We start from the raw sequence: 23,960 nt of genomic DNA, 5'->3' as shown, positions 1-23,960 counted from the left end.
AATGTCGTCGCGGCGACAACTGGAATATGAAAGCAAGGCGTTACGTGCGATTAGCGTTTATGCTGAAAGGTCAAATAAAGGAGAAAAGTATGTTTACCCTGAGCTGGCAGCCGCCTTACGACTGGTCGTGGATGTTGGGCTTTCTTGCCGCGCGTGCGGTGGACGGCGTGGAAACGGTAGGCGAGGGCTTTTATGCGCGCAGCCTGGTGGTGGGCGAGCATCGCGGACTGATCAGCGTGAGCCCCCATCTGCCCACCCACACTGTGCAGGTCAGCGTGAGCGCCGGATTACTTCCCGTCGCGCCGGCGTGTCTGGCGAAGGTTTCGCGTCTGTTTGATCTTGACTGCCAGCCCGCGCAGGTTGCCGCCGTGCTGGGGCCACTGGGCGAGGACAGACCGGGGCTGCGTTTACCGGGATCGGTTGATACGTTTGAACAAGGCGTGCGGGCGATACTGGGGCAACTGGTGAGTGTCGCGATGGCGGCAAGGTTGACGGCGAAAGTGGCGCGCCGCTATGGCGAGGCGTTGCCGGATGCCCCCGATTATGTCTGTTTTCCCGGTCCGGAAACGCTGGCGTTGGCCGATCCGCTGGCGCTTAAAGCTCTGGGGATGCCGCTGCGGCGCGCCGAAGCGCTGATTCATCTGGCGCAGGCGACGCTGGCGGGAAAACTGGCGCTCGCCGCGCCGCCGGATATTGAGCAGAGCGTTAAAAATTTACAAACGTTTCCGGGAATTGGCCGCTGGACGGCGAACTATTTCGCCCTGCGCGGTTGGCAGGCAAAAGATATCTTTTTACCCGATGATTACTTAATTAAGCAGCGCTTCGCCGGGATGACGGCCGCGCAGATCCGTCGCTACGCGGAGCGCTGGAAACCGTGGCGTTCCTACGCGCTACTGCATATCTGGTATACCCACGGCTGGCAACCGTCAATGGATAGCGAAATAGCTGGTATTCAGTAACAAATCCAACGGTTGCGCTTCGGCGATAGTGTCGCCATAAATCAGATCCACGCCAATACGGGAGAGCGTATCCAGCACCTGTGAGTTTTGTACCGGCCCGGCGAGCGTTTTGATGTCCAGATGCTGGGCGTGTCCCTGGATGATCGAGGTCAGCATTTCATCCATTAAACTTTCATGAACGTTGGCGATAAGGTCGCTATCCAGCAGTAAATAATCGGCGATATGCGGGGGCAGTAAATTAAACAGCTGTAAATCGCGCCCGACATGGCTGAGAATTACCTGGCAGCCGCGTTGCCGCAGTTTTCGCAGAGTCGCAGCGGCGGTCTGCGCCTGCTTAACGATAACGTCAGCCGGGATAATCAGGTGTAATAACCGTGGCGGCAGTGGACTATGCTCCAGTTGTTCCAGCAGCTCATCAATAAGGGTCGCGCTGTATAATCCCGCGGCGGACAGCGGCAGCGCAACGCTTAATCCCTTGCTGGCGACGGCGGTCGCCGCATGGTGGAAAAACTCATGGAATACCCGTCGGTCAAGCGCGTGATGCAGCGCGGAGTCGGCTAACCCTGCCCGGAACGCGCGCTCTTCCATCACTTCCCCTTCGCTGGTCCACAGCCTGAGTGAGACCAGCCAAAAGCTGGTGGCCTCCGGCGTACGCGGCGGCGCGACGTTTCTGGCAAGCATCAGCAGGTGGTTATTTTTAATCATATGCCACTGTTCTTCCAGCGGCATCATTCCCTTTGAGGAGGTTAATGCGTGCTGCGGTTCGTACACGGTCAGACGGCCTCGACCGCTATTTTTCGCGGCGTAGCAGGCAATATCGGCCTGAGACACGACCTCTGTGAGCTGGCAGTTATGTTCATTTATCATTGTGATCCCGGCGCTGGCGCCGATCCGATGCAGGCGTCCTTCCCACATAAAGTGATACTCATTAACGGCGTTGATAAGCCGCGTCACGATAAAGCGTGCGCTGTCACTATTACAATCCGGCAGCAACAGGCCAAACTCATCGCCACCCAGACGGGCCAGAAGATCGCCGGATCGAAGCATACTGAGCATCAGTGACGCGAGTTCGCGCAATAAGGCATCGCCGGCGGCATGTCCCGCGCTGTCGTTAACCGCTTTAAAACGGTCCAGATCGATAAACACCAGCGCATGATGTTGAGGCGATTCCTGTATTGTTTGCAGGCGCTGTTGAAGCTGCTTTTCAAAACTGGCGCGGTTGGCAAGATGGGTGAGGGCGTCATGCGTTGCGCTGTAGCTGAGCTGGCGTAACATTTTTCGTGATTCGGTAACGTCCTGGATAACCAGAACCGAACCAATCTTATCGCCGTCAAGCGTACTGAGCGGCGTGATACTGTAATGAATATCGTAGCTACCGCCGTTATGACAATGGAGCACTATCTCCTGTTCCATGTCCGATCGCGACCTGTCGGCGCGATAAATATCCTCCAGCAGCGGCCCCTTATCACCTGACGTAATGCGCAGAACCGTTAATAATGGCGCGCCTAAAGCATCCTCTTGCCGCCAGCCGCTCATCTTCTCGGCGATCGGGTTCATAAAGGTGATATTCATCGCGACATCAATACACACCACCGCTTCTCCGATAGAGTCAAGCGTGATGTGCAACCGTTCTTTTTCCTGAAACAGCGCGTCGTTCGCCTGTGTAATACGCTCCATCAACCGCTGGTTTTCCTGCTCGCTTTGCTTGAGATCGTTAATATCTTCAATCTGAGCAATAAAATAGAGAGGTTTATTGTCTTTATGACGAACCAGCGAGACGGCCAGCAGCGCCCAGACGACATCGCCGTTGCGGGTGTAGTAGCGTTTTTCCATGGAATAGCTATTGATGTCGCCGCGCACCAGCATGTTTAGCTGTTCAAGGTCGTTATTCAGGTCTTCCGGCCAGGTCAATTGCTGAAATGTCATCGTGCGTAATTCATCCTGGCTATAGCCAAGAAAATGGCTCAGAGATTTATTGACCTGTAGCCACTGACCCTCCGTACCGACCAGCGCCATACCAATGGCGGAATACTCCATCGCGTTGCGAAAGCGGGATTCGCTCTCGGTGATATGTTTACGTTCCGTGCGAAACGCGTACATCACCATCGTCATCATATTGGCAGGCAGCAGGATCATTAAAAAAGGCAGCCACGGCATATTGACCATCACGTCGGTTTTCGGCGTGGCGAGCAGCGTGGGGTCATTGGCCAGCATGAGCGAGACCACGATAACGGTAGCTAAAAAAATTAAAAACGCCTCCATTCGCGGCAGGCGCACCGCACTCCACATCAACAGGACGATAACGCACGTAAACGGCCACGGAATATAGCGCATAGCGAGCCAGCTTAGCGCCAGCGTAATGACCAGTGTCAATAGCGTTTCCAGCAACAGATGCGGGTCGCGATGACGCAACAGATAGTGTGGTTTAAACAGTAAACCTAACGGTACCAGCGTCAGCGCGCCGATGGCTTCCGATAATACCCAAATCAGAAACGCTTTTGAGGCGACCGCTTCCGGCGCTATCAGCCAAAATAACAGGCCGCCGAGTAGCGGCGGAATCACGGCGCTGCTGATAGCCAGACGAAACCAGTCATTCAAATTTTGTAAGGGGTTGTAGCTGGGGAGCAGTTTTCGCAGCAGTATCGCGCCAGTGGCCGCCTCGATAATATTTATTGCCGTCCAGCTAAAGTTAAGCGAGGCGGCCGGAAATAAAGTCAGTGAGGCGCCGATGCTGCCGAGCGAGCAGGCGACCGCGATCCCAGGCCACAGACGGCCCGCATGGCGGTAAAACGCGACCATCATAATGGAGGTGGGGAACCACAGCGGCGCGAGTTGGGTGCCGACACGCGATAATACGAGCGAAAAGAGCGTAAAGACAAACGCAACCAGGCCTAAACTGACCAGACGCAATAGCGGGTGGGGGACGGTAACGAAAACATGTTGGGATGGTTTACTCATTACCACTCTATCCGAATCGCCGGTAACGTCGCGGAATACCGGACGCGTCAGTTTACTCTGTGATTATGCTAGTATAAACGCGTAATGATTTATACGCTGGCTGAATATAAATTGTGGCTCCCGGCGTATTCCTCCTCCAGACGGGTCGATAAATCCGCTGTCCGCGTTAAAACTGAACGCTTTTACGTCGCGACGTCGAATGCGCCGCCAACAAATTCACCGTGGCATAGCGCCGGACTGGTATCGCGCTGCTGAAATCCCTATAATTGCCGCGTTTGGCGTTTCGGCGCCCCCCTTCCTTACATCCAGGTTAATCAGGTCGCTAAATTTATGACTGATCAGTCTCATCAGTGCGTCATTATCGGTATCGCTGGCGCATCGGCTTCCGGCAAGAGTCTTATTGCCAGTACCCTTTACCGCGAATTGCGTGAACAAGTGGGTGACGAACATATTGGCGTTATTCCCGAAGACAGTTATTACAAAGATCAAAGCCATCTGTCGATGGAAGAACGCGTAAAAACCAACTATGACCATCCGAATGCGATGGATCACAGCCTGCTATTTCAGCATCTTCAGGCGCTCAAGCGCGGTTCGGCGATTGAATTACCGGTATACAGTTATGTTGAGCATACCCGTATGCAGGAAACGGTTCGCGTAGAACCGAAGAAAGTGATTATTCTTGAAGGTATTCTGTTACTGACCGACGCGCGTTTGCGTGAAGAGATGAACTTCTCTATTTTTGTCGATACGCCGCTGGATATCTGTTTGATGCGCCGTATCAAACGCGATGTGAACGAGCGTGGTCGCTCAATGGATTCGGTGATGGCGCAATATCAGAAAACGGTACGTCCGATGTTCCTGCAATTTATTGAGCCTTCCAAACAATATGCGGATATTATCGTGCCGCGCGGCGGTAAAAACCGCATCGCTATTGATATTCTGAAAGCGAAAATCAGCCAGTTCTTTGAATAAATCTGGCGAATTGTGTACCGTTCAGTGATAACCTGGTTAGCCCTTGATGTGCTTGATTTAAGGGCTTGATGCGCGAAAGGAGAAAGTGCCATGCGTTTATGCGACCGAGATATTGAAGCCTGGCTGGATGAAGGCCGTTTGTCTATCACCCCGCGACCTCCCGTAGAGCGCATTAACGGCGCGACGGTCGATGTACGTCTTGGCAATAAATTTCGAACCTTCCGTGGCCATACGGCGGCGTTTATCGATCTGAGCGGGCCGAAAGATGAGGTCAGCGCGGCGCTGGATCGCGTGATGAGCGATGAAATCGTTTTGCCGGACGGCGAGGCATTTTATCTGCATCCGGGCGAGTTGGCGCTGGCCGTCACCTTTGAATCCGTTACCCTGCCGCCGGATTTAGTGGGCTGGCTGGATGGTCGCTCCTCGCTGGCGCGTCTGGGATTGATGGTGCATGTGACGGCGCACCGTATCGATCCCGGCTGGTCGGGCTGCATTGTGCTTGAGTTTTACAACTCCGGGAAGCTGCCGCTGGCGTTGCGTCCGGGTATGCTCATCGGCGCGCTGAGCTTTGAGCCGCTGTCCTGCCCGGCGGCGCGGCCTTATAACCGCCGTCAGGATGCCAAATATCGCGATCAGCAGGGCGCTGTTGCCAGCCGGATTGATAAAGACTGAGCCATTCGGCGCAATACTGCCGGTCCATTGAGGGTAGCATGAGACGATTTCTGACGACGCTGATGATTCTCCTGGTCGTGCTGGTGGCCGGACTCTCTGCGTTGGTATTGTTGGTCAATCCGAATGATTTCCGCGCCTATATGGTGCAGCAGGTTGCCGCGCGTAGTGAATATCAGTTGCAACTGGACGGGCCGCTGCGCTGGCACGTATGGCCGCAACTCAGTATCCTTTCCGGGCGAATGACGCTAACGGCGCGAGGCGCCAGCGAACCGCTGGTGCGGGCTGACAATATGCGCCTGGATGTCGCTTTATGGCCGCTGTTGAGTCATCAGCTTCATGTTAAGCAGGTGATGCTGAAAGGCGGGGTGATTCAACTGACGCCGCAAACGGAAGCGGTACGCAGTGATGATGCGCCGGTCGCGCCGAAAGATAATACCTTGCCGGACGTAGCGGAAGATCGCGGCTGGTCGTTTGATATTCGTAGCCTGCGCGTTGCCGACAGCGTGCTGGTTTTCCAGCATGAAAATGATGATCAGGTCACGGTGCGCGATATTCGTCTGAATATGGAACAAGATGCCGAGCATCGCGGCACGTTTGATTTTTCGGGACGCGTGAACCGCGATCAGCGGGATCTTGCTTTATCGTTCAGCGGAACGGTGGATGCTTCCGATTACCCGCATAATTTAACCGCGGGTATTGAGCAACTGCGCTGGCAATTGCAGGGCGCGGATCTACCGGCGCAGGGGATTGAGGGGCAGGGACAATTGCAGGCGCAGTGGCAGGAGGCGCAAAAACGTCTTTCATTTAACCACTTAAATTTAACGGCGAATGACAGTTCTCTGACCGGGCATGTCCAGGTAACGCTGGCGGAGCAGCCGGAATGGCAAATTGACCTCCGGTCCAGCAAGCTTAATCTGGACAACCTGTTGCCGCATCATAGCGCCGTGGCACAGACGGGCGGCGCGGTGTCGCAGGGGCAAAATACGCTCCCCCTGACCAGGCCAGTTATCGCGTCGCGTGTTGGTGCGCCGCCTTATCAGGGGCTGCAAAGCTTTACGGCGGAGATTGCTTTACAGGCGGATTCAGTTCGCTGGCGGGGAATGGACTTTACCCAGGTTTCGACGAAGATGTCTAATCAGGCCGGATTGCTGGATATCACCGAGTTGCAGGGGAAACTGGCCGACGGAGAGATGTCGCTGCCCGGCACGCTGGACGCCCGCACCGCCAGTCCGCGCATCGAATTCCACCCTCGCCTCAACCATGTTGAGATTGGGACTATCCTGAAAGCCTTCAATTATCCGATTAGCCTGACCGGTAAGATGTCGCTGGTTGGCGATTTCTCCGGGGCGGATATTGACGCGGAGGCATTTCGCCACAGCTGGAAAGGAAAAGCGCATGTTGACATGAGCAATACGCGCCTCGAAGGAATGAATTTCCAGCAACTGGTGCAGCAGGCCGTAGAGCGAAGCGGCGGCGACGCGCAGCAGTCGCAGGAAAATATGGACAACGCGACCCGACTGGATCGCTTCACGACCGATCTGACGCTAAATAAGGGCACGCTGACGCTCGACGACATGGTCGGGCAATCTTCTATGCTGGCGTTAACCGGCAGCGGAACGCTGGATCTGGTTAAGCAGAGCTGTGATACGCAATTTAATCTGCGTGTGCTGGGCGGCTGGAACGGCGATAGCAATCTGATCACCTTCCTGAAAGAGACGCCGGTGCCGCTGCGCGTCTATGGCAAGTGGCAGGAGCTGAACTATACCCTGCAAGTGGATCAGTTATTGCGTAAGCATTTACAGGATGAGGCGAAACGTCGGCTCAATGACTGGGCGGATCGCAATAAAGATACCCGCAACGGTAAAGATGTGAAGAAACTGCTGAATAAGCTGTAGTTTTTGGCCAAAGGGCAGAGCCGGATGGCGAGGCTAACGCGCCTCCGGCCTGCCTGGTAAGCAGGCCGGGGCAGGCGAACAGACGTTACATCTCCGGGTCTGGCTCGCCGTTATGCAGCGGAATTAACTGCACTTTCTGCACTCGATGGCTTTCTACCTGCAATGTTTTCAGCAAATAATCGCCCACCTGAACCTCTTCACCGGTTTGCGGTATGCGTTGCAAATATTCCATCAACAAGCCGGCAATCGTATGGTATTCCCGTTTTTCATCCAGTGGTAGCGGCACGTACTGCACCAAATCCTCCAGCGGCATATGGCCGTTTGCTGTCCAGGAACCGTCCGGGTTCTTCTGAATATCGTGGCGGGCGTCAATTTCCTCGACTTCATTCGGCAGATTACCGGCAATAGTCTCCATGACATCGCTTAATGTCACAATGCCTTCAACCGAGCCAAACTCATCTACGACAAAGGCAAAATGGGTTCTGGCGTTACGGAACTGCTCCAGCGCAGGCAGCAGCGGCAATGTTTCCGGGAAAACCAGCGGTTGGCGAATCAGCGCCCGCAGGTTGAGCGGTTCGCCGCGCAGCGATTGTTGCAACAGATCGATGACGTGGACGACGCCGAGTAAATCTTCCTGTTCATTTTCACCCGTCACGACCAGACGCGTATGCTGGTTCTTTTCCAGCAGAGCGCGGATTTCCGCTTCCGGCGCGTTGAGATCGATATGCTCGATATCATGACGCGACGTCATGATGCTACTTACGGTGCGCTGGTTGAGATTCAGCACCCGCTCAATCATCCTGCGCTCCTGCGGATTAAAAATCTGGCTGTCGTCATGGTCTGCCAGCATCGCGGCGGTTTCCGCATCCAGTTCGGCATCCTCTTTTTTACCGCTAATCAGCCGCATCACGGCCTCCGTTGTGCGCTGGCGCAGCGTATGGTTAGCGGAAAGAAAACGGCGGCGGTTAAAAATAGCCAGTTGGTTGAGCGCCTCGATCATCACCGAGAAACCGATAGCCGCGTACAGATATCCTTTCGGAATGTGGAAACCAAACCCTTCCGCCACCAGGCTAAAGCCGATCATTAGCAGGAAGCTAAGACACAAAATGACAATGGTGGGATGGTTGTTCACAAATCGGGTCAGTGACTTGCTGGCGAGCAGCATCAGGCTAATGGCGATTATCACTGCCGCCATCATGACCGCCAGGTGATCGACCATCCCCACGGCGGTAATCACTGAGTCGAGAGAAAAGATAGCGTCCAGCACCACGATTTGCGCGACCACCGCCCAGAATTTCGCCCCCTTACGCTGGGTAGGGTTGGCGCTATCTTTCCCTTCCAGCCGTTCGTTGAGCTCCATGGTGGCTTTAAAGAGCAGGAAGAAGCCGCCGAACAGCATAATCAGATCGCGGGCGCTGAAGCTTAATGCCTGTACGCTAAAGAGCGGCTTAGTCAAGGTGACCAGCCACGAGATTGACGCCAGCAGCAGCAGGCGCATGATCATCGCCAGTATCAGGCCGGTAATGCGCGCGCGGTCGCGCTGCCCCGGCGGTAGTTTTTCAGCGAGGATGGCAATAAAGACCAGGTTATCAATGCCGAGAACAAGTTCGATAACGATTAACGTTACCAGTCCGGCCCAGATTGACGGATCGGCAATCCATTCCATAGTAAGAGCAATACCTTCTGTAATATGACAATTGTCACAATTCGATCATGGATAATACGGCGGAAAAATGCAATGCCGCAGAGCAATTTATCTTTGTTACGCGGCTATAAAATAACTTTAAAATAGCCGTAATGTTTCTGTCGGAAACTAAATAATGTCAAGAATATATTTAGGAAATATCGCAGGTGGAGTGGGGTAAATAAATATTGTCAACATCAATAAAATCCTAAAATCATCTGTTAATTCATTTAATATTAATCTTAAAAATATAGAATGGCGGGTTTGTTACCTTGCCTGTCATTAGGTTAGCTGCAACAATTCTTGCAGGATTAAGATAGCGCTCTTAAATATCCTGTCACGACATCGAGAAAACTATTAATACGTAACCTTTATTTCGCTGAAGATTTTTATCTGAACGAGGATGAAATCGGAGGGGAATGCGAAAATTTAGAATAATCAGTGTATTGGTAGCTAAAAAGCCAGGGGCGGTAGCGTGCCTGAAAGCCTGAATATAAGCCTTTATTATTCTGTCAATAGCCTGCGGATGAATTGATTTTTTTTCAGAATGATGCCAGTTAATTTTCTCTGCCATTAACTGCAAGGTAAATGTGCACGGACGAAGCCGCTATTTAAATTGCACAGGATAATGACTCTGCCAAAGTGATAAATAATCAATGATGAAATCCAAAATGAAATTGATGCCATTATTGGCGTCGCTCAGCTTGATAAGTGGTTGCACAGTACTTCCGGGCAGCAATATGTCTACGATGGGGAAAGATGTGATCAAACAGCAAGACGCTGACTTTGATCTCGACCGGATGGTCAATGTGTATCCGCTGACGCCACGGCTGGTTGAGCAATTACGCCCGCGGCCCAATGTCGCGCAACCGAATATGTCGCTGGACCAGGAGATTGCCAGCTATCAGTATCGCGTCGGGCCTGGCGATGTGCTGAATGTCACCGTCTGGGATCACCCGGAATTGACCACGCCAGCAGGCCAGTACCGTAGCTCAAGCGATACCGGCAACTGGGTACAGCCGGACGGCACCATGTTTTATCCCTACATTGGCAAGGTTAGCGTCGTCGGTAAAACTTTGTCAGAGATTCGCAGCGATATTACCGGGCGTTTAGCGAAGTACATCGCGGACCCGCAGGTGGATGTCAATATCGCCGCTTTCCGCTCGCAAAAAGCGTATATCTCCGGCCAGGTGAATAAATCCGGTCAGCAGGCTATTACTAACGTACCGCTAACCGTCCTGGATGCGATTAACGCTGCGGGCGGCCTGACCGATATGGCGGACTGGCGCAACGTCGTGTTGACGCACAACGGCAAAGAACAGCGCATTTCGCTACAGGCGCTGATGCAAAATGGCGATCTTAGCCAGAACCGCTTGCTCTACCCTGGCGACATTCTGTATGTGCCTCGCAATGACGATCTGAAAGTCTTTGTCATGGGCGAAGTGAAAAAACAGAGCACCCTCAAAATGGATTTCAGCGGCATGACGCTCACCGAAGCATTAGGCAATGCGGAAGGCATCGATCTGACCACCTCCAACGCCAGCGGCATTTTTGTGATTCGTCCGTTGAAAGGCGAGGGGGGACGCGGCGGCAAGATCGCCAATATCTACCAGCTTGATATGTCTGACGCCACGTCATTGGTGATGGCGACGGAATTCCGACTTCAGCCTTACGATGTGGTGTACGTCACGACCGCGCCGGTTGCTCGCTGGAACCGTCTGATCAATCAGTTGCTGCCAACCATTAGCGGTGTCCGTTATATGACGGATACGGCCAGCGACATTCATTCCTGGTAATCGTTATGTTTAACAAAATCTTAGTGGTCTGTGTGGGGAATGTTTGCCGTTCCCCGACGGCAGAACGTTTGCTAAAGCGCTTTCATCCTTCGCTGACGGTAGCGTCCGCCGGGTTAGGCGCGCTGGTCGGCAAAGGCGCCGATCCTGCGGCGGCGAGCGTGGCGAGCGCCCACGATCTGTCTTTGGAAAATCACTGCGCAAGGCAAATTTCCGCGCGTCTGTGCCGGGAATATGACCTGATTCTGACGATGGAGAAACGTCACATCGCCGCCCTGTGCGACATTGCGCCGGAAATGCGCGGCAAGGTAATGCTGTTTGGTCATTGGGACAGCGAGCGTGAAATACCGGACCCGTATCGCAAAAGCCGCGATGCGTTTGAGGCGGTGTACACATTACTGGAAAGGTCTGCCCGCCAGTGGGCGCAGGCACTGAATGCAGAGCAGGGAAAACCATGACAGAAAAAGTAAAACAATCTGCGGCGGCTACGGGTAGCGATGAAATCGATATCGGGCGTCTGGTCGGAACGGTGATTGAAGCGCGTTGGTGGGTGTTGGGGACGACGGCCATATTTGCGCTGTGCGCGGTAATTTATACGTTCTTCGCCACGCCCATCTATAGCGCCGATGCGCTGGTGCAGATTGAACAAAACGCCGGTAATTCGCTGGTACAGGATATCAACAGCGCATTAGCGAATAAGCCGCCGGCTTCCGATGCGGAAATTCAGCTCATTCGATCGCGCCTGGTGCTGGGGAAGACCGTTGACGATCTGGATCTGGATATTGCCGTCACCAAAAACACCTTTCCGCTCTTTGGCGCCGGGTGGGAACGGCTGATGGGGCGTCAGAATGAAATGGTGAAAGTCACGACATTCACCCGACCAGAGACGATGAGCGGACAGATCTTCACCCTCAAAGTGCTGGGCGACAAACGTTATCAGTTGGTTAGCGACGGCGGATTTAGCGCTCAGGGCGTTGTGGGCCAGCCACTCAATAAAGACGGCGTGACGATGCAGGTAGAGGCGATTGACGCCCGTCCTGATACGGAATTTACGGTGAGTAAATTCTCAACGCTTGGCATGATTAATAACCTGCAAAATAACCTCACCGTAACGGAAACCGGCAAAGATACCGGCGTTCTGAGCCTGACGTTCACGGGAGAGGATCGCGACCAGATCCGCGAAATTCTCAACAGTATTACCCGTAACTATCTGCAACAGGATATTGCGCGGAAATCTGAAGAGGCGGGGAAGAGCCTGGCGTTTCTGGCAAAACAACTGCCGGAAGTCCGTAGCCGTCTGGATGTGGCGGAAAACAAGCTAAACGCTTTCCGCCAGGATAAAGACTCGGTGGATTTACCGCTGGAGGCGAAGGCGGTGCTCGATTCGATGGTTAATATCGACGCCCAGTTGAATGAGTTGACGTTTAAAGAGGCGGAAATTTCCAAGCTCTTTACCAAAGCGCATCCGGCTTACCGCACCCTGCTGGAAAAACGTAAAGCGCTGGAAGATGAAAAAGCCAAACTGAACGGGCGGGTGACGGCAATGCCGAAAACTCAGCAGGAGATTGTGCGTTTGACCCGCGATGTGGAGTCCGGCCAGCAGGTTTATATGCAACTGCTTAATAAACAGCAGGAGCTGAAAATCACCGAAGCCAGCACCGTTGGCGACGTGCGCATCGTTGACCCGGCGATTACCCAGCCGGGCGTGCTGAAGCCGAAAAAGGCGTTGATTATTCTCGGCAGCATTATTCTGGGATTAATGTTATCGATTGTCGGCGTGCTGCTGCGCTCGCTGTTTAATCGCGGTATCGAAAGCCCGCAGGCGCTGGAGGAGCACGGGATCAGCGTCTATGCCAGTATTCCGCTGTCGGAATGGCAAAAAGCGCGCGATAGCGTCAAAACCATTAAAGGAATTAAGCGTTACAAGCAGAGCCAACTGCTGGCGGTGGGCAATCCGACCGATCTGGCGATTGAGGCGATTCGCAGCCTGCGCACCAGCCTGCATTTCGCCATGATGCAGGCGCAAAATAATGTACTCATGCTCACAGGCGTCAGCCCCTCTATCGGCAAAACCTTTGTTTGCGCCAACCTGGCGGCCGTCATCAGCCAGACGCATAAACGGGTATTACTGATCGACTGCGATATGCGCAAAGGCTACACCCATGAACTGCTCGGCACCAATAACGTGGACGGCTTATCTGACATTCTGGCGGGCAAAGGCGAGATAGCCTCCTGCGCGAAACCCACGGCGATCGCTAATTTTGATCTTATTCCGCGCGGTCAGGTGCCGCCTAATCCATCGGAATTGCTGATGAGCGAGCGCTTCGGCGAGCTGATCGCCTGGGCAAGCAGCCGCTACGACCTGGTATTAATCGACACGCCGCCAATTCTGGCCGTGACGGACGCCGCGATTGTGGGTCGTCACGTCGGGACGACGCTGATGGTGGCGCGTTATGCCGTCAACACTTTAAAAGAGGTGGAAACCAGTCTGAGCCGTTTTGACCAGAATGGCATTCAGGTCAAAGGCGTCATTCTCAACTCCATTTTCCGCCGGGCGACGGGCTACCAGGATTATGGCTATTACGAATATGAATACCAGTCAGATTCCAAATAAAAAATAAGGCGTGCCGGATGGCGCGGCCTGTGACTGTAGGCCGGACAAGCGTAGCGCCATGCGGCAAAACTATCTGGGGAATAAGCATGACAACAGACAATCCGCTGATCTCAATTTATATGCCAACCTGGAACAGGCAGCAGTTGGCTATCCGGGCGATTAAATCAGTACTACGTCAGGACTACCGTCACTGGGAGATGATCATCGTGGATGATTGCTCCTCGTCTTATCAGCAGCTACAACAATTTGTTGAGGAGCTGAACGACCCGCGCGTCCGTTATACCCATAACGCCAGGAATACCGGCGCCTGCGCGGTTCGCAACCAGGCCATTATGCAGGCGCAAGGACACTACATTACCGGTATTGATGATGACGATGAATGGACGCCCAACCGTCTGAGCGTGTTTCTGGCCCATAAACACCAGTTGACTACGCACGCCTTTTTGTATGCCAACGACTATGTGTGCGAGGGCGAGGTCTACTCTCAGCCTGCCAGCCTGCCGCTGTATCCGAAATCCCCTTATTCGCGCCGCTTATTCTACAAGCGCAATATTATTGGCAATCAGGTTTTTACCTGGGCCTGGCGTTTTAAAGCGTGTTTGTTCGATACCGAACTCAAGGCGGCGCAGGATTACGACATTTTTCTGCGCATGGTGGTGGAGTATGGCGAACCGTGGAAAGTCGAAGAGGCGACGCAAATTTTACATATCAACCACGGCGAGATGCAGATTACCTCTTCGCCGAAAAAGTTCTCCGGCTATTTCCATTTTTATCGTAAGCACAAAGATAAATTCGATCGCGCCAGCAAAAAATACCAGCTTTTTACCCTGTACCAAATTCGCAATAAGCGAATGACCTGGCGCACGTTGCTGACGTTGCTCTCCGTGCGTAACAGCAAACGCCTGGCGGCCGGGCTGCGGGGGCGATAACGATGCTGGAAGACTTACGCGCGAATAGCTGGAGCTTACGCCCCTGTTGCATGGTGCTGGCCTACCGTATCGCTCATTTTTGTTCCGTCTGGCGCAAAAAGAATGTGCTGAATAATCTGTGGGCCGCGCCGGTGCTGGTGCTGTATCGCGTGATCACGGAATGCCTGTTCGGGTATGAAATCCAGGCCGCCGCGACCATTGGTCGGCGGTTCACTATCCATCATGGTTACGCGGTAGTGATTAACAAACATGTCGTCGCCGGCGACGATTTTACCATTCGCCACGGCGTCACCATTGGCAATCGCGGCGCGGACAGCCTGGCTTGTCCGGTGATTGGTCACGGCGTTGAGCTGGGGGCGAATGTCATCCTGCTTGGCGATATTACTATTGGTAATCACGTCACGATTGGCGCGGGTAGCGTGGTGCTTGACAGTATTCCGGACCATGCGCTGGTGGTGGGAGAAAAAGCACGGGTGAAGGTCAGCACATGAATATTCTGCAATTTAATGTACGGCTGGCGGAAGGCGGTGCGGCGGGAGTGGCGTTGGATCTCCATCTGCGGGCATTGCAAAAAGGGCTGACGTCACGTTTTGTCTATGGTTATGGCAAAGGCGGAAAAAAAAGCGTCAGTCACCACCGCTATCCGCAGGTGATAAAACAGACGCCGCGCGGCACGGCAATCGCTAATATCGCGCTGTTTCGTTTCCTGAATCGCGATCTGTTTGGCAATCTCGACAATCTTTACCGCACGGTTATCCAGACATCCGGCCCGCTGGTGCTGCATTTTCATGTTCTCCACAGTTACTGGCTAAACCTGGCGGACATCGTGACGTTTTGCGAAAAAGTCAAAGCGCAAAAACCAGACGTCACGCTGGTCTGGACGCTGCACGATCACTGGAGCGTCACCGGGCGTTGCGCCTTCACCGACGGTTGCGAGGGTTGGAAAAGCGGCTGCCAAAAATGCCCGACCCTAAGCAATTATCCGCCGGTCAGGGTGGATCGGGCGCACCAGCTTATTGACGGCAAACGTCAGCGCTTTCGGGACATGCTGCGGCTGGGCTGCCAGTTTATTTCGCCGAGCCAGCACGTGGCCGAGGCCTTTAACAGCGTTTATGGCGCGGGGCGCTGCCAGATTATTAACAACGGTATCGATCTGGCGACCGAGGCGATTCTCGCGCAGCTATCACCTGTGCCGCTGAATCCGGGCAAACCGCGGATCGCCATTGTGGCGCATGACTTGCGTTATGACGGCAAAACTGACCAGCGTCTGGTACACGACATGATGGCGCTGGGCGAAAAAATTGAACTGCACACCTTCGGTAAATTTTCGCCTTTTACCGGCCAAAACGTTGTTAATCACGGTTTTGAAACCGATAAGCGCAAATTAATGAGCGCACTCAATGAGATGGATGCGCTGGTCTTTAGCTCGCGGGTCGATAACTATCCGCTGATCTTGTGTGAAGCGCTCTCGATCGGCGTACCGGTGATCGCCACCCACAGCGAGGCGGCGCAGGAGGTGCTGGCGAAATCCGGCGGCCAGACCTTTGCCGCTACAGATGTACTGCGCCTGGCGCAGCGGCGTAAGCCAGAGATTGCTCAGGCGGTATTTGGCGCCACGCTGGACGCCTTTCGTATGCGTAGCCGCGTCGCGTACAGCGGTCAACAGATGCTGGAGGAGTATGTCTCGTTCTATCAGAATCTGTAGCTATCTGCTGCTGCCGCTGATCTACCTACTGGTCAATGTCAAGATTGCCCAACTGGGGGAAAGCTTTCCCATTACCATCGTCACTTTTTTACCGCTGTTGCTGCTGTTATTTGTGGAACGCATTAGCGTAAAAAAATTAATGATCGCCTTAGGCATCGGCGCGGGGCTTACGGCATTTAACTTCCTGTTCGGCCAGTCGCTGAATGCCGGTAAATATGTCACGTCCACGATGCTGTTTGTCTATATTGTGGTCATTATCGGGATGGTCTGGAGTATCCGATTCAAAACCATTTCCGCGCATAACCACCGAAAGATTTTGCGTTTTTTTTATCTGGTGGTGGGTATAGTGGTCGCGCTCGCCGCGGTTGAGATGGCGCAAATTATCCTTACTGGCGGCAGCAGTATTATGGAAGGAATTTCGAAATATCTCATTTACAGTAATAGCTACGTACTGAACTTCATAAAATTTGGCGGTAAGCGTACCACTGCGCTTTATTTTGAACCGGCATTTTTCGCTTTGGCACTAATCTCAATTTGGCTGAGCATCAAACAGTTTGGTATCAAAACACCGAAAAGCGATGCTATGATTCTGGCAGGGATAATATTATCAGGATCATTTTCAGGGGTAATGACCTTTATCCTGTTTTACCTTCTGGAGTGGGCGTTCCAATATTTGAATAAGGATGCGATAAAGAAAAAACTTCCACTGGCGCTGGTCTCATTAACCCTGTTTTTGGTTGGGGTAATTATTGCATTTCCTTATATCGCGACACGACTTGGCGATTTAGGGACGGAAGGCTCATCTTCTTATTATCGTATTGTGGGCCCGTTAGTCATGGTCGGATATTCCTTGACCCATATTGATGGTGTAGTCAGATTTGGCTCACTTTATGAATATGTTGCATCATTCGGAATCTTTAACGGTGCGGATGTCGGGAAAACCATAGACAATGGATTGTATCTGCTGATTATTTATTTTTCCTGGTTCGCAGTGCTAATGACGCTGTGGTATATGGGGAAAGTTTTAAAAATGGCGCTAAATGCGTTTGGCGATAATCGTAATTTTCGGGTGCAGCTCTATCTTTTTACGCCGGTGTCGCTGTTTTTTACCGGTTCAATATTTAGCCCGGAATATGCTTTTTTAATCGTCTGTCCGTTCATTTTGCGCAAGGCGTTAAAAATTTCATAACGGGGTGGTTGCATGTTTTTAAGCGTCGTTACCGTCGCCTTTCGCAATTACGAAGGGGTGGTAAAAACCTGGCGCTCGCTGCGCAATCTGGCGCGCGATCCGGGTCTGTCATTTGAATGGATCGTAGTGGACGGCGGTTCGGAGGACGGCACGCGCGAATTTCTGCAAAAACGTCACGGTGAGTTTAACCTGCGTTTTATCAGTGAAAAGGATCGCGGTATTTATGATGCCATGAACAAAGGCATTGCGCTGGCGCAGGGGCGCTATACCCTGTTTCTTAATTCCGGTGATGCGTTCCATGATGATGCCGCGCTGTTTGTCCGCCAACTGGCGCGACAAAAGGGCGAGGCGATGTATATTGGCGACGCGCTGCTGGATTTCGGCGGCGGGCATAAAATACGCCGGAAGGCTAAACCCGGGTATTATATCTACCATAGTTTGCCAGCCAGCCATCAGGCGATATTTTTCCCGACGGTAGCGTTAAAAAAGTATCCTTATGATCTGCAATATCATGTCTCTTCAGATTATGCGCTGGCGGCCCGTCTCTATAAAGCAGGCTATCCTTTTCGGCGAATTAACGGACTGGTATCTGAATTTTCGATGGGCGGCGTGTCAACCTCGAATAATCTGGAATTATGTCAGGATGCAAAAAACGTACAGCGAAAAATATTACGTGTGCCAGGGTTTTGGGCGCAATTATCCTATTTATTACGTCTGAAAACGACGGGTAAAACAAAAGCGCGGTATAACAAAGTCTAATCACCGGGAGTTATTATGCAGGATCTTAGCGGCTTTACGGTGCCGAAGGGGTTCCGCGGCGCTAATGCGCTAAAAGTACAATTATGGTGGGCGGTACAGGCGACATTATTCGCCGGGTCGCCGCAAATATTGTATCGCTGGCGAGCCTTTTTGCTGCGTCTGTTTGGCGCCAAAATTGGAAAAAATGTGGTTATTCGACCGTCAGTAAAAATTACCTATCCGTGGAAATTAACCGTCGGCGATTATGCCTGGGTAGGCGACGACGCTGTGTTATATACGTTGGGTGAAATTAATATTGGCGCACATGCGGTCATTTCACAAAAAGGGTATTTGTGTACCGGTAGCCATGATTATACCAGCGCCCATTTCGATATTAACGCCGCGCCGATTGTTATTGGCGAAAAATGTTGGCTGGCAACCGATGTTTTTGTCGCGCCCGGCGTGATGATAGGTCATGGCACCGTCGTCGGCGCGCGCAGCAGCGTATTTAAATCATTACCGGCAAATGCGATTTGTCGGGGCAATCCCGCAGTGGTAACGCGCCAGCGCGTTCAGAAAGTTACTCCCTAACGGGACTATTTGAGGAAATGAAAATGTCAAAAGTCGCTCTCATTACTGGCGTAACCGGACAGGATGGGTCTTACCTGGCAGAATTTCTGCTGGAAAAAGGGTATGAGGTGCATGGTATCAAGCGCCGCGCGTCATCGTTTAATACCGAGCGCGTGGACCATATTTATCAGGACCCGCACAGCTGCAACCCGAAATTTCATCTGCATTATGGCGACCTGACCGACGCCTCCAACCTGACCCGCATTTTACAGGAAGTGCAGCCGGATGAGGTCTACAACCTGGGCGCGATGAGCCACGTGGCGGTGTCGTTTGAGTCGCCGGAATATACCGCCGATGTGGATGCGATGGGCACGCTGCGCCTGCTGGAGGCGATTCGCTTCCTCGGTCTTGAAAAGAAAACGCGGTTCTACCAGGCCTCCACCTCTGAACTGTACGGTCTGGTGCAGGAAATTCCGCAGAAAGAGACCACGCCGTTCTACCCGCGTTCCCCCTATGCGGTGGCGAAACTGTACGCCTACTGGATCACCGTCAACTACCGTGAATCCTACGGCATTTACGCCTGTAACGGCATTCTGTTTAACCATGAGTCCCCGCGTCGCGGCGAAACCTTCGTCACCCGTAAGATCACCCGCGCCATCTCCAATATCGCGCAGGGACTGGAGTCCTGCCTGTATCTCGGCAACATGGACTCGCTGCGCGACTGGGGCCATGCGAAAGATTACGTGCGGATGCAGTGGATGATGTTACAGCAGGAGCAGCCGGAAGATTTCGTGATTGCCACCGGCGTGCAGTATTCCGTACGCCAGTTTGTGGAGCTGGCGGCGGCGCAACTGGGGATAAAACTGCGCTTTGAAGGCGAAGGCATTAATGAGAAAGGGATCGTGGTATCCGTTACCGGACACGATGCGCCGGGCGTGAAACCGGGGGATGTGATTGTGGCCGTTGATCCGCGTTATTTCCGTCCGGCGGAAGTGGAAACCCTGCTGGGCGACCCGTCCAAAGCGCATGAGAAACTGGGCTGGAAACCGGAAATCACCCTGTCGGAGATGGTCTCCGAGATGGTGGCGAACGATCTGGAGGCCGCGAAAAAACACTCACTGCTGAAATCTCACGGTTACGAGGTGGCCATCGCGCTGGAGTCCTGAGAATGAACAAGCAACGAATTTTTGTGGCGGGCCATCGCGGAATGGTGGGCTCCGCCATTGTACGGCAGCTTGCGCAGCGCGGCGACGTGGAACTGGTGCTGCGCACCCGCGATGAGCTGGATCTGCTCGACGGGCGTGCGGTACAGGCGTTCTTTGCCGGGGCGGGTATCGACCAGGTTTATCTGGCGGCGGCGAAAGTGGGCGGCATTGTCGCCAACAACACGTATCCGGCGGATTTTATTTATGAAAACATGATGATAGAGAGCAACATTATTCACGCCGCGCACCTGCACAACGTGAACAAACTGCTGTTTCTCGGTTCGTCCTGTATCTATCCGAAACTGGCAAGGCAGCCGATGGCGGAAAGCGAGCTGCTGCAGGGGACGCTGGAGCCGACCAACGAGCCGTACGCCATCGCCAAGATCGCCGGGATTAAACTGTGCGAGTCCTACAACCGGCAGTACGGTCGCGACTACCGTTCGGTGATGCCGACCAACCTGTACGGCCCGCATGACAATTTCCATCCGGACAATTCACATGTGATCCCGGCGCTGCTGCGCCGCTTTCATGAGGCTGCGCAGAGCCACGCGCCGGAGGTGGTGGTGTGGGGCAGCGGCACGCCGATGCGCGAATTTCTGCACGTTGACGATATGGCGGCGGCCAGTATTCACGTGATGGAGCTGGCGCGCGAGGTGTGGCAGGAGAACACCGACCCGATGCTGTCGCACATTAACGTCGGCACTGGCGTGGACTGCACCATTCGCGAGCTGGCGCAGACCATCGCAAAGGTGGTGGGTTACCAGGGCCGGGTGGTGTTCGACGCCGCGAAGCCGGACGGCACGCCGCGTAAATTACTCGACGTCACGCGCCTGCATCAGCTTGGCTGGTATCACGAAATTTCACTGGAGGCAGGGCTTGCCGGTACTTACCAGTGGTTCCTTGAGAATCAGCAACGGTTCCGGGGGTGACAATGTTTTTACGTCAGGAAGATTTCGCCGCCGTGGTGCGGACCACGCCCCTCATCTCCCTCGATTTCATTGTGGAAAACGGCCAGGGGGAAATTTTACTGGGCCAGCGTCTCAACCGTCCGGCGCAGGGCTACTGGTTTGTGCCGGGGGGGCGGGTGTGCAAAGACGAAACGCTGGAGACCGCCTTTGCACGCCTGACGCAGGCGGAACTGGGCGTGCGTCTGCCGCTGGCGGCAGGGACGTTTTATGGCGTCTGGCAGCACTTCTATGACGACAACTTTTCCGGTGAGGATTTTTCAACTCACTACATCGTGCTCGGCTTTCGTCTGCGCGTGGCGGAGAGCGATTTACGCCTGCCTGACACCCAGCATGGCAGTTACCGCTGGCTGACGCCGGAACAGCTTCTGGCAAGCGATAATGTTCATGAGAACAGTCGGGCCTACTTCTCTCCTGACGCGCCGGCGGTGGGCCTATGAAGATCCTGGTCTATGGCATTAACTATTCACCGGAACTGACCGGTATCGGCAAATATACCGGCGAAATGGTGGCGTGGATGGCGCGGGAAGGCCATGAGGTGCGGGTCATTACTGCGCCGCCATACTACCCGCAGTGGAAGGTCGGCGAGCGCTATTCCGCCTGGCGCTATCGCCGGGAAGAGGGCGAGGCTACCGTCTGGCGTTGCCCGCTGTATGTGCCGAAACAGCCCTCCACCCTAAAACGACTACTTCATCTGGGGAGCTTTGCATTGAGCAGTTTTTTCCCACTGATGGCGCAGCGTCGCTGGAAGCCGGATCGGATTATCGGCGTTGTACCGACGCTCTTTTGTACGCCGGGAATGCGTCTGCTGGCGACACTCTCCGGCGCACGTACCGTTCTGCATATTCAGGATTACGAAGTGGACGCCATGCTCGGCTTAGGAATGGCGGGAAAAGGCAAGCGCGGCAGCGTAGCGCGGTTAGCGACGACCTTTGAACGCAGCGCGCTGCGTAACGTTGATAATGTTTCGACCATTTCTCGCTCCATGATGAATAAAGCGCGGGAAAAGGGCGTCGCGGCGGAAAAAATCCTCTTTTTTCCGAACTGGTCGGAAGTGGCGCGCTTTCAGGACGTTAATGATGCTGACGTGACGGCTTTACGTCAGCAGCTTGGCTTGCCAGAGGGCAAAAAAATTGTGCTTTATTCCGGCAATATCGGCGAAAAGCAAGGGCTGGAAAAGGTAATTGACGCCGCGGAACGATTACGCGATCGACCGTTGATTTTTGCGATTGTCGGCCAGGGGGGCGGCAGGGCGCGGCTGGAGAACATGGCCCGTGAACGCGGCCTGCCAAATATTAAATTCCTCCCGCTGCAGCCTTACGACGCCTTACCCGCGCTGCTGAAAATGGGCGACTGCCATCTGGTGGTGCAAAAGCGCGGCGCAGCGGATGCGGTACTGCCCTCCAAGCTGACTAACATTCTGGCGGTCGGCGGTAATGCGGTGATTACCGCTGAGCCGCACACCGAATTAGGACAACTTTGCGCGCGCTATCCGGGCATCGCCGTTTGCGTGGAACCGGAGTCGACCGACGCGCTGGTCAACGGGATTAGCCAGGCGCTCGCCATGCCGAAAAACAACACGACGGCACGTGAATACGCCGAACGCACGCTCAATAAAGAGAACGTGCTACGCCAATTTATTGCAGATATTCGGGGATGATAATGCGTCAGACAAAACTTTACCCGGTTGTGATGGCCGGTGGCTCCGGTAGCCGATTGTGGCCGCTTTCTCGCGTGCTTTATCCAAAACAGTTTCTGTGCCTGAAAGGCGATCTCACCATGCTGCAAACCACCATTTGCCGTCTGAACGGCGTGGAGTGCGAAAGCCCGGTGGTTATCTGCAACGAACAGCACCGTTTTATCGTTGCCGAACAGCTCCGCCAGCTCAATAAGCTGACGGAGAACATTATTCTTGAGCCCGCCGGGCGCAATACCGCGCCGGCGATTGCGCTGGCGGCGCTGGCGGCGACGCGCCAGCATACGGACTGCGATCCGCTGATGCTGGTACTGGCGGCGGATCATGCGATCGCCAATGAAGAGGCTTTCCGCGACGCGGTGCGCGGCGCCATGCCCTATGCCGACGCGGGCAAACTGGTGACCTTCGGTATCGTGCCGGATCTGCCGGAAACCGGCTATGGCTATATCCGGCGTGGTGATGTCGTGCCGGGCGCGACGGATGCGGTGGCTTTTGAGGTGGCGCAGTTCGTTGAGAAGCCGGGGCTGGAAACCGCCCAGGCCTACGTCGCCAGCGGCGATTACTACTGGAACAGCGGCATGTTTCTGTTCCGCGCCGGACGCTATCTGGAAGAGCTGAAAAAGTTCCGCCCCGATATTCTGGCCGCCTGTGAACAGGCGATGCGCGGCGTCGATCCGGATCTTGACTTCATCCGCGTGGATGAAGAGGCCTTCCTCGCCTGTCCGGAAGAGTCCATTGACTACGCGGTGATGGAGCGGACGGCGGACGCGGTGGTGATGCCAATGGACGCGGGCTGGAGCGATGTCGGCTCGTGGTCCTCGCTGTGGGAAATCAGCGCCCACACCCCGGAGGGAAACGTCCACCACGGCGACGTCATCAGCCATAAAACGGAAAACAGCTACGTTTACGCCGAATCCGGCCTGGTGACCACCGTCGGCGTGAAGGATCTGGTGGTGGTGCAGACCAAAGACGCCGTGCTGATTGCCGATCGCCACGCGGTGCAGGACGTGAAAAAGGTGGTGGAGAAGATCAAGGCCGACGGACGCCATGAGCACCACATGCACCGCGAGGTTTACCGTCCGTGGGGCAAATACGACTCCATCGACGCGGGCGAGCGCTATCAGGTGAAGCGCATTACCGTCAAGCCGGGGGAAGGACTGTCGGTGCAGATGCACCATCACCGCGCCGAGCACTGGGTGGTGGTGGCGGGGACCGCCAGAGTCACCATCAACGGCGAGGTTAAGCTGCTCGGTGAAAACGAGTCCATCTATATTCCGCTGGGGGCGACCCATTGCCTGGAAAATCCGGGAAAAATACCGCTCGATTTAATTGAAGTGCGTTCCGGCTCGTATCTCGAAGAGGACGACGTGGTGCGGTTCGAGGATCGTTACGGGCGGGTCTGACGCCTGCAATTAT

Annotated in this window: 20 protein-coding genes; 18 read left to right on the top strand and 2 right to left on the bottom strand. The window is 54.2% G+C overall.

Annotated elements, in window-relative coordinates; translation table 11 throughout:
* Positions 1-89: 89 nt before the first annotated feature.
* Entirely contained in the window at positions 90-959 is an 870-nt protein-coding gene (gene alkA, locus J4650_RS05420) for a DNA-3-methyladenine glycosylase 2 (protein ID WP_000494703.1), read from the top strand.
* Here the strand turns inward: alkA and J4650_RS05415 are convergent.
* Positions 927-3,917, bottom strand: a complete 2,991-nt coding sequence (locus J4650_RS05415; protein WP_023993378.1) for an MASE1 domain-containing protein — start codon at positions 3,915-3,917, stop codon at positions 927-929. The genes alkA and J4650_RS05415 overlap by 33 nt on opposite strands.
* Before the next feature lie 330 nt (positions 3,918-4,247).
* On the opposite strand from J4650_RS05415, the gene udk reads away from it, so the two are divergent.
* From udk to asmA, 3 genes are all read left to right on the top strand, one after another.
* Positions 4,248-4,889: a uridine kinase gene (udk, locus tag J4650_RS05410; protein WP_000132082.1), complete on the top strand. Its 642-nt coding sequence runs from the start codon at positions 4,248-4,250 to the stop codon at positions 4,887-4,889.
* A gap of 90 nt (positions 4,890-4,979) precedes the next feature.
* Positions 4,980-5,561, top strand: coding sequence for a dCTP deaminase (gene dcd, locus J4650_RS05405; protein WP_124234999.1), 582 nt, complete (start codon positions 4,980-4,982; stop codon positions 5,559-5,561).
* Positions 5,562-5,599: 38 nt separating this feature from the next.
* Complete coding sequence (gene asmA / locus J4650_RS05400) at positions 5,600-7,456, top strand: outer membrane assembly protein AsmA (RefSeq protein ID WP_023993377.1); 1,857 nt, start codon at positions 5,600-5,602, stop codon at positions 7,454-7,456.
* Between the two features lie 85 nt (positions 7,457-7,541).
* Here the strand turns inward: asmA and J4650_RS05395 are convergent, their stop codons facing one another.
* Positions 7,542-9,122 (bottom strand): TerC family protein, encoded by a 1,581-nt coding sequence (locus tag J4650_RS05395; RefSeq protein WP_000454712.1) that lies wholly within the window; start codon positions 9,120-9,122, stop codon positions 7,542-7,544.
* Between the two features lie 674 nt (positions 9,123-9,796).
* Between J4650_RS05395 and J4650_RS05390 the strand changes: the two genes are divergently transcribed.
* From J4650_RS05390 to cpsB, 14 genes are all read left to right on the top strand, one after another.
* A complete protein-coding gene (locus tag J4650_RS05390; RefSeq protein ID WP_000978077.1) occupies positions 9,797-10,936 on the top strand; it encodes a polysaccharide export protein in 1,140 nt (379 codons plus the stop codon).
* 5 nt (positions 10,937-10,941) lie between these two features.
* The gene (wzb, locus tag J4650_RS05385; RefSeq protein ID WP_000482224.1) at positions 10,942-11,391 is read left to right on the top strand and encodes a low molecular weight protein-tyrosine-phosphatase Wzb; all 450 of its coding nucleotides are present in this window, start codon (positions 10,942-10,944) and stop codon (positions 11,389-11,391) included.
* The gene (wzc, locus tag J4650_RS05380; protein ID WP_023993376.1) at positions 11,388-13,547 is read left to right on the top strand and encodes a tyrosine-protein kinase Wzc; all 2,160 of its coding nucleotides are present in this window, start codon (positions 11,388-11,390) and stop codon (positions 13,545-13,547) included. Before wzb ends, wzc begins: the two co-directional genes overlap by 4 nt.
* 86 nt (positions 13,548-13,633) lie before the next feature.
* Positions 13,634-14,476, top strand: a complete 843-nt coding sequence (gene wcaA, locus J4650_RS05375) for a colanic acid biosynthesis glycosyltransferase WcaA (RefSeq protein ID WP_000205695.1) — start codon at positions 13,634-13,636, stop codon at positions 14,474-14,476.
* Positions 14,477-14,478: 2 nt separating this feature from the next.
* The gene (gene wcaB, locus J4650_RS05370) at positions 14,479-14,967 is read left to right on the top strand and encodes a colanic acid biosynthesis acetyltransferase WcaB (protein WP_000888724.1); all 489 of its coding nucleotides are present in this window, start codon (positions 14,479-14,481) and stop codon (positions 14,965-14,967) included.
* Positions 14,964-16,181: a colanic acid biosynthesis glycosyltransferase WcaC gene (gene wcaC / locus J4650_RS05365; protein ID WP_017466013.1), complete on the top strand. Its 1,218-nt coding sequence runs from the start codon at positions 14,964-14,966 to the stop codon at positions 16,179-16,181. Before wcaB ends, wcaC begins: the two co-directional genes overlap by 4 nt.
* On the top strand, positions 16,156-17,370 hold the full coding sequence (wcaD, locus tag J4650_RS05360) for a colanic acid polymerase WcaD (RefSeq protein ID WP_000091392.1): 1,215 nt from the start codon (positions 16,156-16,158) through the stop codon (positions 17,368-17,370). Before wcaC ends, wcaD begins: the two co-directional genes overlap by 26 nt.
* Positions 17,371-17,382: 12 nt before the next feature.
* Complete coding sequence (gene wcaE / locus J4650_RS05355; protein ID WP_000480134.1) at positions 17,383-18,129, top strand: colanic acid biosynthesis glycosyltransferase WcaE; 747 nt, start codon at positions 17,383-17,385, stop codon at positions 18,127-18,129.
* Positions 18,130-18,144: 15 nt separating this feature from the next.
* Positions 18,145-18,699 (top strand): colanic acid biosynthesis acetyltransferase WcaF, encoded by a 555-nt coding sequence (gene wcaF, locus J4650_RS05350; RefSeq protein WP_001153601.1) that lies wholly within the window; start codon positions 18,145-18,147, stop codon positions 18,697-18,699.
* A gap of 23 nt (positions 18,700-18,722) precedes the next feature.
* Positions 18,723-19,844, top strand: a complete 1,122-nt coding sequence (gene gmd, locus J4650_RS05345) for a GDP-mannose 4,6-dehydratase (protein ID WP_023993375.1) — start codon at positions 18,723-18,725, stop codon at positions 19,842-19,844.
* Positions 19,845-19,846: 2 nt separating this feature from the next.
* Positions 19,847-20,812, top strand: coding sequence for a GDP-L-fucose synthase (locus J4650_RS05340; protein WP_001041704.1), 966 nt, complete (start codon positions 19,847-19,849; stop codon positions 20,810-20,812).
* A 2-nt stretch (positions 20,813-20,814) separates the two neighbouring features.
* Entirely contained in the window at positions 20,815-21,288 is a 474-nt protein-coding gene (locus tag J4650_RS05335; protein WP_023138394.1) for a GDP-mannose mannosyl hydrolase, read from the top strand.
* The gene (wcaI, locus tag J4650_RS05330) at positions 21,285-22,508 is read left to right on the top strand and encodes a colanic acid biosynthesis fucosyltransferase WcaI (protein WP_023993374.1); all 1,224 of its coding nucleotides are present in this window, start codon (positions 21,285-21,287) and stop codon (positions 22,506-22,508) included. Before J4650_RS05335 ends, wcaI begins: the two co-directional genes overlap by 4 nt.
* A complete protein-coding gene (cpsB, locus tag J4650_RS05325; RefSeq protein WP_000605946.1) occupies positions 22,505-23,947 on the top strand; it encodes a mannose-1-phosphate guanyltransferase in 1,443 nt (480 codons plus the stop codon). The genes wcaI and cpsB overlap by 4 nt, the downstream gene beginning before the upstream one ends.
* Positions 23,948-23,960: the final 13 nt, after the last annotated feature.

This window comes from Salmonella sp. 32120201201600049SM (genome assembly GCF_017572835.1).
GTDB lineage: Bacteria > Pseudomonadota > Gammaproteobacteria > Enterobacterales > Enterobacteriaceae > Salmonella > Salmonella enterica.
Note: the sequence above shows the minus strand (reverse complement) of the source record. Positions and strands in the feature narration are given on the sequence as shown.